The 13,289-nt window shown below is 34.7% G+C and carries 9 protein-coding genes; 3 read left to right on the top strand and 6 right to left on the bottom strand.

Going from position 1 to position 13,289, the window contains the following annotated elements:
• A complete protein-coding gene (locus tag BUB90_RS17295) occupies positions 1-1,584 on the top strand; it encodes a response regulator transcription factor (RefSeq protein ID WP_073289699.1) in 1,584 nt (527 codons plus the stop codon).
• Positions 1,585-1,791: 207 nt separating this feature from the next.
• Here the strand turns inward: BUB90_RS17295 and BUB90_RS17290 are convergent, their stop codons facing one another.
• The 5 genes from BUB90_RS17290 to BUB90_RS17270 form a co-directional block, all read right to left on the bottom strand.
• Positions 1,792-3,258, bottom strand: a complete 1,467-nt coding sequence (locus tag BUB90_RS17290; protein WP_073289698.1) for an alpha-L-fucosidase — start codon at positions 3,256-3,258, stop codon at positions 1,792-1,794.
• Between the two features lie 129 nt (positions 3,259-3,387).
• Positions 3,388-5,613: a methyl-accepting chemotaxis protein gene (locus BUB90_RS17285; RefSeq protein WP_073289697.1), complete on the bottom strand. Its 2,226-nt coding sequence runs from the start codon at positions 5,611-5,613 to the stop codon at positions 3,388-3,390.
• 348 nt (positions 5,614-5,961) lie between these two features.
• Positions 5,962-7,773: an extracellular solute-binding protein gene (locus BUB90_RS17280; RefSeq protein ID WP_073289696.1), complete on the bottom strand. Its 1,812-nt coding sequence runs from the start codon at positions 7,771-7,773 to the stop codon at positions 5,962-5,964.
• Between the two features lie 147 nt (positions 7,774-7,920).
• Positions 7,921-8,847: a carbohydrate ABC transporter permease gene (locus BUB90_RS17275; protein ID WP_073289695.1), complete on the bottom strand. Its 927-nt coding sequence runs from the start codon at positions 8,845-8,847 to the stop codon at positions 7,921-7,923.
• Positions 8,848-8,865: 18 nt separating this feature from the next.
• A complete protein-coding gene (locus BUB90_RS17270) occupies positions 8,866-9,822 on the bottom strand; it encodes an ABC transporter permease subunit (protein WP_073289694.1) in 957 nt (318 codons plus the stop codon).
• A 415-nt stretch (positions 9,823-10,237) separates the two neighbouring features.
• On the opposite strand from BUB90_RS17270, the gene BUB90_RS17265 reads away from it, so the two are divergent.
• On the top strand, positions 10,238-10,918 hold the full coding sequence (locus BUB90_RS17265; RefSeq protein ID WP_084139344.1) for a YesL family protein: 681 nt from the start codon (positions 10,238-10,240) through the stop codon (positions 10,916-10,918).
• 206 nt (positions 10,919-11,124) lie between these two features.
• Here BUB90_RS17265 and BUB90_RS24445 read toward each other — a convergent pair whose 3' ends face one another.
• The gene (locus BUB90_RS24445; protein ID WP_408605955.1) at positions 11,125-11,241 is read right to left on the bottom strand and encodes a glycosyl hydrolase-related protein; all 117 of its coding nucleotides are present in this window, start codon (positions 11,239-11,241) and stop codon (positions 11,125-11,127) included.
• Between the two features lie 98 nt (positions 11,242-11,339).
• Here BUB90_RS24445 and BUB90_RS17260 point away from each other — a divergent pair, with 98 nt between their 5' ends.
• Positions 11,340-13,184, top strand: coding sequence for a beta-L-arabinofuranosidase domain-containing protein (locus BUB90_RS17260; RefSeq protein ID WP_073289693.1), 1,845 nt, complete (start codon positions 11,340-11,342; stop codon positions 13,182-13,184).
• Positions 13,185-13,289: the final 105 nt, after the last annotated feature.

The raw sequence follows: 13,289 nt of genomic DNA, 5'->3' as shown, positions 1-13,289 counted from the left end.
ATGCTTAAACTTTTTATAGCTGATGATGAAATTACCGTTAGAGAGGGCCTTAAGAATATTCTTGATTGGGAAAGCCTCGGTTTTTATCTATGCGGCGAAGGTACTAATGGTATCAATACCTTAGAAGGCATTCTAGCACATAATCCCGATTTAGTTTTATTAGACATACGAATGCCTAAGATGCATGGTACAGAAGTGGCCCGTCGTGCAAGAGAAGAAGGATTTCAAGGTAGATTTATCATTCTTAGTGGATATTCTGATTTTAAATACGCACAAGAAGCCATCCGTTGTGGTGTTGACTTCTACTTAACAAAACCCGTTGATGAAGACGAACTTCTTGATGCGGTTAAATCAATTCAGACAACTATAATGAAAGAAAGACAACGTACCTCTAATATGGAAACATATCGCGAAAAAGCCAAAACTACCATATTACGTGATATGATTCGAGATGGCAAGACTCCTACTTCCTCAAATACCTCTGGCCGGGAATCTACTGATCTAAATCTGGCTGACTTAAATTTAGTTGCAGACAGTTATCGTGCTGTTATTCTTGATGGTTACTATCCAAGCGATACGGATTTTTACAATACTTTCTGTAAACTGTTGCGTGTATCTCCAGTCAAGAGCCGTAACGTTGAACGGGTAAGCATAACAGGACAAGATGTAGTTATAATTAAAGGAGAAATGCTTCTTAAACAATTTGAAACCGTACTAACGAATATGGAGATAAATCCAAAAGCCCCTGAATTCTCCAATCTGTTCATTGCAGCAGGACGAATCACAGCGAATATTAATGATATCTACTTCTCCTATCATGATGCTTTGACATTATTAAACAGAAGATTCTTCTGTGATAAGCATCAACATATGCTATTACCTACACAACTGCCCAATGCTGAACAATTAACCTATGCAATCACGGAAGATGACTCCAAACATTATTGTAATATCTTCTACCAATATATTCAGACATATAATCGTAAAGGTATTGAGATTTCACTTGAAGAATTGAAGAACAATCTCTTCTACTCAAAGGAATCTATTGATTCCATTCGATCCTTTTTAACAGGGATCTTCCTTCACCTGAAACACCTTATCGAACAAAACTATAATGATAAGGACATTGAATTACAAAGTAATTCCGAGATTATTGAATTCATTCATCATGCTCGCTATCTATATGAGATTATTAATTACTTTAACGAACAATTTGACCAAGTAATTAAATTAATCGGTAATTCGTCAAGCGATAGTGTAATCGATGATATCTTGTATTATATTCGTTATAATTATAAGAGCAATTTGAAATTGGATACCCTAGCACCTATGTTTGGCTATAATAGCTCTTATCTTGGTAAAGTATTCAGCAAGAAAGTAGGTTCTAACTTTAACTCCTACGTTGACCAGATTCGAATTGCACAAGCCAAAGAAATGTTATTGCAAGATAATCTAAAAGTATATGAGATTAGTAAGAATGTTGGGTATAAGAATGTTGATTATTTCCACAAGAAATTCAAAAAATATGTTGGCATTAGCCCTGCTGAATATAGAAATCACCATAACATAAAAGATGAAGAGTAATTAACTAAGTATTCACGCACAGTAAAAGACAATCTTCAAAGTTGTATGTGGAGTCACAGATATGTATATCTGTGGCTCCTGATACAAACCAAGAGGATTGTCTTTTAAGTTGTTTTTTCCGTTATAGTTTCACAATTCTTTATTCTAGTTTAGATGTCAAAAGCCCCTAAATGGTTATCAAATTAAACGAACTTTTGAGCTCTTATCTTAATCTAATATAATCTTAACTACAACTGGATATTCACTATGAACATTTGTAGTCTTAATTGATAAACCGTTTTCATCAACTGACCATTCTGGTTTTTCATCAAATCCCAAAACTTCAACATTACGAATAATGCCATGAAATTCTGGTTTGTTTTGATCTTTCGCTTCTGCTAAAGAGTGAATGATTACTTCTCCATCATCTGGATAGTTTAGAAAAGTTGCATAGAGAGCACCACCCTTTACAGTAAAGCGAATATCTTCTTTCGTGAATTCCGTTACATTCGCATCTTGGAATTGGCCTTCCTCTTCTCTTGTAGGACCTTCTCCCGCTTTTCTCCATACTTTACTTTCGTAGATTGCTTCACCATTAACTTTTAGCCATGAACCTACTTCCCTAAGGATCTTAGCATCTCCTTCAGGAATTGTTCCATCTGCTTTTGGTCCAATGTTGAGTAGCATATTACCATTCTTACTAACTACATCAACTAGGTCCGTAATGATTTCTCTAGAGCTCTTATAATCATTCTCTTCTGTGTAGCACCAAGTGTTTCTAGCAACAGCGGTATCAGTTTGCCAATAGTATGGTTTCTGATCTGCAAATTTTCCTCTTTCTATCTCTACAATTCCACTTCCAAACATGAAAGCATCGTGCTTGTAAGTAATAGCAACTTCTTCATCCCATTCCTCACCGCGGTTATAATAATATGCTGCTAATTTTCTAAGATATGGCTTGAAGGATTCGTGTTGAATCCACCAATCAAAGTACAATACTTTTGGTTTATAGTTATCAATAATCTCGCAAGTACGAATTAACCAATCATCAAGGAATTCCTTCGTTGGATAAGGCGTACTGAATAAATCTTGATTATCTGGTTCTGGCATTGCTGGCCAATAAAAATCCCCGCGAACCATTGGATCTTTAATATCACTATCAAACTCTTTCCCATGTCCCATGAAGAACCAATGCTCCGCACGGTGAGAAGAAGTACAGAACGTAAGTCCCTCTTTTTCAAAGGATTCCTTTAATTCTCCTAATATATCTCTCTTCGGTCCCATCTCGTATGAATTATAGTGTGATATCTCACTCTTATACATCTGGAAACCATCATGATGTTCTGCCACAGGGAATATATATTTAGCTCCTGCGTCTTTAAAGATCTTTGCCCACTCATCTGGATCAAACTTTTCAGCCTTAAACATAGGAATGAAATCTTTATAACCGAATTCGTTCTGTGGCCCATATGTCTTTACATGATGTTCATATGCTGGCATTCCCTTGATATACATGTTTCTTGAATACCATTCATTGGAATTCGCTGGAACACTGTATAGCCCCCAGTGAATGAATATACCAAACTTGGCCTTCTTAAACCACGTAGGTACCTCAAAGTCCATTAACGTATCCCAGTTTTCTTTAAATCTTCCTTTTGCTATAACTTCATCAATTTTCTTTAATTGTTCTTCCATATAAGTAACTAACTCCTTTCCTACTACAAAACTTTTTATAGCCTAACACTTTAAAACTTCTTAGTGTTAGATAAAGCTGCCACTAGAAACCTTCTTCATGCGGCAGCTCTAATTCACTATCAACTCACACTAGTTTACCCTAAATTGTTGTACAGCATCCACTAACTCTTTGGCATTGCAGTCAAGAGCTTTGGCCGCTTGATCAAGCATATCTACTTGTTTTAACTGATCCTTAGAGGTTTCATTAACTGCAGTTGATGCCGCTGCATTCTCTTCGGAAACAGCTGAGATGCTTTCAATAGCAAGTAATGTATTAATTCTTGCTCCTTCTATCTCTGCTATACTCATTGTGATTGTCTTAATATTATTAACAAGTTGTTCCACACGATGATTGATATCCTCGAATGTTTTCTCTGTGTCATCTACAGCTACCTTCTGTTGCTTCATATTCTCACCAGCAGCATGTACATGTTGTACTGTTGTCTTAACACTGTTTTGAATCTCACTTATAATATTATGAATCTGAGCTACAGAATTAGCAGATTGATCCGCTAACTTACGAATCTCGTCGGCTACAACCGCAAATCCTCGTCCTGCATCACCTGCTCTAGCTGCTTCTATGGAAGCATTCAATGACAATAGATTTGTCTGCTCTGCAATATCATTAATAACAGATACGATATTACCGATCGCTATTGATTTTTTCTCTAATGTAACAATCTCTTCTACAACCTGATTAATAACAGTATCCGTTGAATCTGTCTTAATTTCAAGTTCTTTCATCTTATCAGCACCTGATACAACTGCAACTTTTGTATCCTGTGCGATTGTTTCCATCTCAAGTGTATTCTGACTAACATTCTCAATTTTCTGCGATAATTTATCCATCTGTTGAAGACAATTCTCTGAATCATTCGCTTGTTGGTTAACACCTTGTTCGATTTCATCAATAGCAGCAGATATTTCTCTTGTTGCTTCCGTGAATGTATTTGCCGAAGTTGTTACTTGCATAGAGGACTCTGAAACTGTAGTACTTAGGTCTTTCGTTTTGTTTATTAAACCTTTCATACTATCTGTCATCTCTTGAATATTCTTTGCAAGAATCAAGAATTCGTCTTTACGTCTTGTACGGAATTTTACAGTTAGATCACCTGACGCTACTAATTTAAGATTCTTAATGATATTAGCAATTTCTTTACTAATCCCTAATGTTATAAGTAAACCAAGGCTCAATGCAACAATACAAGAGATAACTACAATAACAACTGTAATATCCTTAATTCCCTCAGCTTGTGCCGTAATAACACGCTTTGGCATTAATGCACAAATGGTTGCACCAGTTTCTCCTATCTTAGAATACATATACATATACTCTTCATCATTTAATGTAACATATTCATTGCCAGATACCTCACCTGATTCCAAGTTATCAATAAAGAATTGTTCATATAAAAATACAGGCTCGGTAATGGAATCATCAAGATGAATCTCTCTTCCATCTCCTGTTACCAACGCTACATAGGAACCCTTGCCAAAATCAAGATTCCCCAAGATACTATCAATTGTATCTGCCTTTACATCTATTACAATTGCGGCATTTGCTGTTGAAAATTTACGTATATATCGCATCGCATAATTATCTTTATTTATCTTAAACGTAGTATCAATTCCATCACAGTATCCAAACCAACCACTCTTTTGAGTTGATTCCATCATCTGTTTTCCTTCTTCAGAGTTCATTAGATTCGAATAACTGTCTGTAGCCTTTATACCTGATGATGATATAGGTGTTACAACATCAGATACCATATGTATATCTTGAATAAACTCATCAGATACCTTCTTTGAATGCATTTGATTAAATAATGTAGTGTAGATGCTCTGAATTTCAGCCTTCTCTGCTCCAACATAATTTAAGAAATACTTTGTAGTAGTATCTTCAAATTCGAATTGAATTGCAGCCGACTCAATAGAATTCAAACCAAACTCTATATATTGTGTTGTTAAATCTAACGTCTGCTTACTGGCATTTTCATAATTAGTAATAATGCCATCTGATGCTTTCCTATACGAAATAACACCTAAGGCGATTACAAATAATACTGGAACTAAAAAACCAACTATTAATTTAAAACCGATACTTGATTTTTTCTTCATATCTTTTGTTTCACTTTTATAAGCTTTTGCTTCTCGCTTTAATCGTTCTGCTTCTTTTTTTGCGTCTTTCTTAGCTTGTTTTGTATCGTAAATCACTTTTTTTGTTACATTTTGTAAGTCAACCGTTTGTAATTCTTTACTATTCTTCGCTTTTTTCTTTGTTAATTTTCCCATTTCGGTTGTTTTTTTAATTTTCATACTTTCGACCTCCTAGAAAGTACCTTATTTTTTTTCGTACCATCAGATCCCTCTTTATTCATGTTAGACTCGATTGTATCACTACATTACCGTTACTATTAACAAGCATTCAATCTATATATATTTTATTATATTTTCCCAGTATTTACAACCAAATCGGACAAAAAATAGCAATTATTCACAAATCAAATATCTTAATGTAACCTTCTGTACTAACTCTAACACAGTAAAAATCCCAGATGATTTATTCAACACTAACAAAAATAACATATGCTATCTCAAAGTGTGAATCAATCATCTAGGACTCTAAGTTAAAAGATTTAATTATCTAACGATTTTATCTTCTTATTATTGTCTAGCAGCGTCACGCATTTCGTTTAGTTGCTTAGCACAATCAAGGTCAAAAGCTAATACATCATCATAACCAAGACCTTTTACAGTATCTTGCATATTCTTTAATATGCTATAGAATTCTGCTTCATCTTTAGCGAATACCATCTTCCAAGAGTTTTCAATGATGATTGCTTTACATTGGCTACGTAAAGTAGTGATTTCTGAAGATTCTTGTGGACTAACAAAGTCAGTACCAGGAGCAACAAGAATTTGATTGTTCTTCTGTAAGTATTCAACAGTTGATAACGCATCATTAGTTTCTTGCCAATCTTTATCAAGTGGAGTTGAATTTAATTCAATTACTGATTCCCATAATGTATAGTTGAAAGGGAATCCTGTTTCTGGATTTTCATCAGATGCAAGTACAGTTTGGAAGTTAAGTTGTGAAACACCATCTTTCCAAGATCCACCGCCCCATTCTTCTGGTACTGTTCCATCACCATTTAATAAAGCTTCTTTACCGAACTCAGTTAATTCTGGTCTACCATCTACCATTTCCCAAGTTAAACCTTCTGGACCACAAGTACTTGCTGTTTGTGCACATGAATACATAACACCTTCTGGTGAATATAACCAATCAATGAAATCCATCATTCTTTGTGGATCTTGTGCTTTAGAGCCAATACCAACAACATATTTAGCTAAACCGTTTGGTGTAGCACCATATGAGAATACTGATTCATCTTCTACTGGTACGAACATAAATCCATTACCTGCTTCTTTATGTTCTACTGTGTTATAAGCTGCTTGACCTAACCATGGCCATGGAGAATATAATACAGCACCGTCTTGATATTTTGCATACATTGTATCATAGTTTTGAGTTGTTGATTCTGGATCAACTAATCCCATTTGATTTGCATCGAAGTACCATTTTAATACTCTGATATATTCTGAATTATCATCTATAATACTTTGATTTTCTGAACCATCTGCTTTAGAGAAAACGAAACCAAGTTCATCGAATCCGTAGATTGTCGCTGGTTGTTTACCCATACACATCATGTTACCATCCCAATCCTTAAATAAGGAAATTGCATATGTTTGCTTTCCTGAATCTGAAGTTGGGTGAGCATCTTGCATTTGTTTTAAGATTGGTAATAAATCTTCAAGTGTACCAACTTTTGGGTATCCTAATTCTTTGTAATAATCCCAACGAAGATATGTTCCGAAAGTTAAATCAAGACCTTCTGATGGATTCGTTGCTGGCTGAGAAGATACTGATGAAGGAATTCCATATAATTTACCATCGTTTGAAAGTCCTTTAGCTACATCAATAGCACCAGTGAATTGTGATACATATTTTGTATTAGCTACCATATCTGTCATATCTACTAACAGACCTGCCTCAGCAGTATCAGCTAATCTACCATTTTCAGATCCCATTAATATAAGATCTCCTAAGTTACCAGCTGCAGAACGTGTTTGGAATAAAGTATCTCCACCACCAGCTACGTTTGGAGCAATGATATTAAGTTCCATGTTGAATTTTTCTTTAACTACTTTTGCAAACCAACCAGATTGAATACCTTGATAGTTTGCTTGTGTTGCAAATACGTCAACTGTTAAGAATTTATCATATTTCTTATCTGCGTCTGCAGTAGAATCTGTACCAGCAGTATCCCCTGTGCTGTCAGTTGTTTCTGTTGCATTGCCTGTTGTCGTATCATTTTTTTTGTTGTCTTTCTTACCACATCCAACCATTGTTGTACCAAGCATTGCTACAACTAATGCAAGCGATAAGACTCTTGCTACCTTTTTCTTCATACCTATATCCTCCTTTTTTTGTGACTGTCTGTGTTGCCAGACAATATATACTCAAGGTTAGTGCAGGATTGTTTCCTCTAATGTAAATTGCTTATATATCAAGAGAAAACAATCTTTGCTACTATCCATGAATGCTGTTGTAACCCCTTACCCTTTTACTGAACCAATCATAATACCTTTTACGAAGTATTTTTGGAACATAGGGTAAATACATAAGATTGGTAAAACTACAATTACTGAAACTGTCATACGTACAGATGTTGATGTTTGTTGTGTTGCAAGAGCCATCATATTCTGTGCTGAACCCAAACTATTCTTAATTAACATTGCAAGAGAACTTGCTTGATTTATATAAGAATATAATAGATATTGTAATGTCCATAGGCTTTGGTCAGTAATATACATTAATGTATCTTGGAATGAATTCCAGTGACCAACCGCTGAGAAAATTGCTACGGTTGCTAAAATTGGTGTTGAAGTAGGTAAGATTACTCTTCTAAATATCTTTAATACACCAGCTCCATCAATTTCTGCTGCCTCTTGTAATGATTTTGGTATGGATTCAACATATGTTTTAACAAGAATAATATTAAATGGTTGAACAATACCTGGAATAACATAAACCCAGAATGAATTCGTTAAATGTAAGTTCTGCATGGTTAAGTACATTGGAATTAAACCTGCGTTGAAATACATTGTAATAACAATAAATCTATACCAGAATTTTCTTCCCCACATCTTTTCTTGCGTAAACATAAACCCTAAGAATGCTGACGCTAAAACGGTTGCTGCTGTACCGATTACCACTCTACCGATTGACACGAATACTGCTGTTGAAAGACCTCTTAATTTGATTACTTGTACATAGTTCTCAAAATGGATTTGCTTTGGTAAAAAGTTTATAAATCCATTTGCGGATAAGTCATTCGAACTAATTGTATTAATGATTAGATAATAGAAAGGATACGCGCAAATTATAGTTAATATAAGGAATACTGCATAATTTAAAACATGAAACGTTACATCTCCCTTAGTTAATCTCTTCTTTTTCTTCATTTCTTTCTTTGTTGACATAATTGCTCTCTCCTTTCACTACATAATTGACTCGCCACGAGTTTTCTTAGATACAAAGTTTACTACACAGAATAGTATTACACTAATTAAACTCTTAAGCATGCCAACTGCTGTTGCTAATGGAATGGAGTTAGAACTCATACCTAACTTGTATACATATAAATCTAGCACTTGAATATGTTCCATATTGAATGAGTTACTGAATACGAAGTATTGATCCAAACCGTTTGTTAAGAAGTTTGCCAATGACATCATTAATAATACAAAGAATGTTGGCATTAATGCTGGCAATGTAATATGTCTCATTAATTTAAATCTTCCCGCACCATCTACTCTTGCTGCTTCATATAATTCTTGGTCCGTACCAGCGATTCCCGCAAGATACATGATTGACCCCCAACCTAAGCCTTTCCAAGTTGACCATGCAAGCATCCATAACCAAGTGTGTGCGTCACTATCAAGGAATTTTACAACATCTGTTGTGATTCCAATGTTTTGAAGTACTGTATTAACCATACCTGTATCTGAGAATAAAGCAAATGCTACTGAGTAAACTAAAACCCAGCTGATGAAGTTAGGTAAGGTTGTTAATGTTTGTACTAAAGTTTTGAACCATTTGCATTTAATTTCATTCAAGAAAATCGCAAATATAACTGGTAAGAACGAAGTTACTATTGTAAGTGCACTCATCGCGAATGTATTTCTTAATACTTTAAGCAATTGAGATACCTGTGTTGGATTTTGGAATAAGAATTTGAACCATTTAAATCCAACAAATTCACATTGTGATAAATCTAGTGGCGCTCTGTAATCATAAAATGCATATCTCCAACCATTAAGTGGATAATATGAAAACAAAAATACTAGTACTAAGAATGGTAATACTAAAAGGAATAGTTTTACACCCATTGGTATTGCTGCTTTTTTCTTTTGCCCTACTGCTACTGCTGTACTGGACTTCCCTGTGTTTCCCATGTCCATGCCTCCCTGTAAATGTCTTAATCACATCAGTAATTATGATTAACTTGTGATTAGATTCTATCATTTAGTTGTGCAACTTGATACCATCACAATTCAAGATGCACTATATTAAAAATTAGACTTCTAAATTTTACATCACAATTACTAATAGAAATAAGATGTGTCAGGTGGTTATTCGTATATTATTGCTATAAACATAGGCTTTCTCAGCATTGGCGGAATTCTCTTGTGCATAATATACAAGACTAATTAGTTGTATTCTAATTCAATCCTCTAATTTCTACTGTATAATTTAGCTGTATATGCTAGTTGTATTATTGCACTTTTTCGATTATTATATAGATATTACAAATGAAGATTGCATACTTAATTGTATAATATTAACATTTCATTTTCAGGAGGTACTTTAGTGAAACTAAACATAAACAGTCCTTTTTTTCAATTCATGAATACTTTAGCGGAATATATCTTGCTTAACTTCTTATGGTTAATCTGCTGTATACCAATTGTTACTATTGGAGCCTCAACAACTGCTCTATACTACGTAACCATGCAAACAGCTAGAGAAGAACACGGCTATATAGCTAGGAGCTTCTTTCGTTCCTTCAAGGAGAACTTCAAACAATCTACTATTATATGGTTGATTATGTTTTTCCTCGGCGCTGTACTAACTTTTAATGTTTCCTTTTGGTTTACTATGAAATCAACAATAGGAAATGTACTTGGTACTTTGGTATCTGTAGCATTGCTCCTATATTTATTTACTCTATTTTACGTATTCCCCCTCTTATCCAGATTCGATAATACAGTAAAACAAACCATAAAGAATGCATTCTTCATCTCCTTACAGAATCTAAAACAAACACTAATTATAACTATAACAAATATTTTAATCGTACTTGTGGCTTATTTTTTACCAATCTCTGGTATATTCTTTGTTTTATTTGGTTTCGCGTTCTTTGCTTACCTAAACTCTTTTCAATTTGTTAAAGTATTTAAATGCTATGAAGCAAATCTTGATGAAGATTCTTTAGATGAAGACGCTAGCTCATCACAAATTGAACTACCAGAGGATGAGATTGTTCGATAAATGTAAATACGTTTAATCTTATTTTACTATTTCATTGTAGTATTATCTACTATTTTGTCGAATTTTCTATTATTATTGAATATTTTCCTCTACCTGTAGAGTATTAGCTCTTTCTTATAAAAGAGCTTAATCATAAGAACATTCGTTGTTATGAATCAAAAAATCCCAAAGAGTGAACCTCTTTGGGATTTTTCGTTTACGTTGTTTTAGCGTCTAATCTTAAATGTCTTGATTTCATATGGTTGTATTGTAAATGAAAGATGATTTGTTTCTATTTCTATTTCCGTTTCCTCTTCTTCCACTAGATTACATAGCAATTGCATCATCAAAAGTAAAAACGTTTTCTATTGATTAATCCAAGTTTATTCTATATAATTAAACTAACGAAAACGTTTTTGCAAATTACTTTGGAGGTTATGATATGCTTACTAAATTAGAAAAATCTACCCACCTATTAGATGGTGAACAGGCACTACGAAGAAACCGTAACAAAGATTACATGATGAGTCTAAAAATTGATAATTTATTGTTATCTCATTACTTTGAGGCAGGGTTAAAATCTTTCCCTTATCAGCCTAAGGATATTCACTGGGGGTGGGATTCTCCTTTAAGTGAGATTCGTGGAACATTCGTGGGACATTGGTTAAGTGCTGCCTCCAATCTTTATGTTGAAACCAAAGACCCACTCCTAAAGCACAAAGCCGATACTATTGTATCGGAGATTGCTAAATGTCAAAGAGAAAATGGTGGTTTATGGGCATTTCCAATACCTGAAAAATATTTATATTGGTTGAAAAATGGGAAATCCACATGGGCACCTCAATATGTTTGTCATAAAAATATGATGGGACTTTTCGATATGTACGTGAATACAGGTAATGAAGAAGCACTGGATATTGTGCTAAAATGCGCAGACTGGTTCTATAACTTTACGAATGATATCACAAGAGAAGTCATGGATGAAATGATGGAGAAACAAGAAACAGGCGCTATGATGCAGCACTTTGCAAATCTTTATGCCGTTACGAAAGAAGACAAGCACTTAGAACTGATGAGACGCTATGAGCGCCCCCTTTTGTTCGAGCCACTCACTCGTGGTGAAGATGTTCTTACGAACATGCATGTTAACACAACCATATCTGAAATACTTGGAGCTGCACGAGCTTATGAAGTCACTGGCGAAGATCGCTACCTTACGATAGTGAAGAATTATTGGGATCTTGCAGTAACCAAACGAGGCTCTTTTGTTACTGGTGGGCAAAGAAGTGGCGAGGTTTATACACCGATGTTAAAGCAATCTGCAAGAATTGGTAAGATGACACAAGAACACTGCGTAGTCTATCATATGATGCAACTTGCAGACTTTTTATTCCGTTTTACTACAGATAGTAAATATGCTGATTATATTGAGAAAAATCTCTATAATGGTATCTTTGCACAAGGCTATTATGAATCTCGTAATATCTTTCAGTGTTTGGATGGTGTTGAACCACAGAGTGGTCTTGTTACATATTACCTTCCACTATCCGCCGGCTCTATTAAGAAATGGGGATCTAAGACTGATGATTTTTGGTGTTGTCATTGTACTTTACTACAAGCAAATGCCATCCATCATACACAGATTTATTATAGGAACGAAGAGAACAACAGTGTCTACGTGGCACAGTATCTTCCTTCCACAACTGAATTTAACATAGATAATAAAAAGGTCTTCCTAGAACAAACCATTGGAGAACCTACAGGTGAAACTATCCGTATTCAACCAGAATCTATTAAACATGAGGAACGCCCGAACCATATGGAATCCCATATTAAAATTACCTGTGAACCTTGTGAATTCACACTACAACTTCGTTTACCTAACTGGTTAGCTAAAAAAGCAGAAATCACAATAAACGGTAATGAAATTGAAGTAATTGATTCTGGTAATGGATTCTGTTCCATTACTAGAGTATGGTCAACAGATACAATCATCATTAAACTACCAAAAAAACTAACTACATATCCTCTCCCTGATAGACCAGATACCGTTGCATTCCTAGATGGACCAATAGCTCTGGCCGGATTAGTGGGGGAAGAACGTTTGCTTTACGGTGATCTTAATCATCCTGAAACAATGCTTACTGTAGATGATGAACGTATCTGGTGTAGCTGGCAAGATACGTACCGTACTATTAATCAGCCAACCGGTTTTCGTTTTAAACCGCTGTATCAAATCGGATTTGAACCTTATACCGTTTATTTTCAAGTTACAGATAACCATTAACAACTAACTTATTTATTAAACGCCATACTATCTCGAACAACGAAAGTCCGAAGAATCTTACTAGTGTTTACTAGCTATAGATTCCTCGGACTATTTAATAAAACA

Origin of the sequence: Anaerosporobacter mobilis DSM 15930, assembly GCF_900142955.1 — a bacterium.
In the GTDB taxonomy this organism is placed as follows: Bacteria; Bacillota; Clostridia; order Lachnospirales; family Lachnospiraceae; genus Anaerosporobacter; species Anaerosporobacter mobilis.
This window is presented reverse-complemented; position numbering and strand designations above follow the sequence as displayed.